Source organism: Streptomyces sp. NRRL F-5650 (genome assembly GCF_000721365.1).
Classification (GTDB): Bacteria; Actinomycetota; Actinomycetes; order Streptomycetales; family Streptomycetaceae; genus Streptomyces; species Streptomyces ardesiacus.
In genome coordinates, this window is sequence record NZ_JOGV01000173.1 from 1 (window position 1) to 334 (window position 334).

Consider the following 334-nt stretch of genomic DNA (forward strand, 5'->3'; position numbering starts at 1 on the left):
CGTACGGGCCGTGCCGCTCGGCGGCGTCCAGCAGTTCGGCGGCGGTCGGGCGGCCCTCGTGGTCCTTGTCCAGGCAGGACGCGACCACACCCGCGAGTTCCGGGTCCAGCTCCCTGAGCGGCCCGAGGTCGGGCTCCTCGTGCACGATCCGGTACAGCACCGCGTGCCCCGACTCGTCCCCGAACGGCGGACGGCCCGACGCCGCGTACGCCAGCACCGACCCCAGCGCGAACACGTCGACGACACCACTGGACGCCCGCTTCCCCGACGCCTGCTCGGGCGACATGTACGCCGGCGTGCCCACCACCATGCCCGTCCGCGTCAACTGGCTCTG

General features: G+C 73.7%; 1 protein-coding gene. It reads right to left on the bottom strand.

Annotated features, from left to right (window positions below; translation table 11 throughout):
• Positions 1-334, bottom strand: a 334-nt coding sequence (locus IG88_RS39945; protein WP_420712120.1) for a protein kinase domain-containing protein, incomplete at both ends; no start/stop codon positions are given.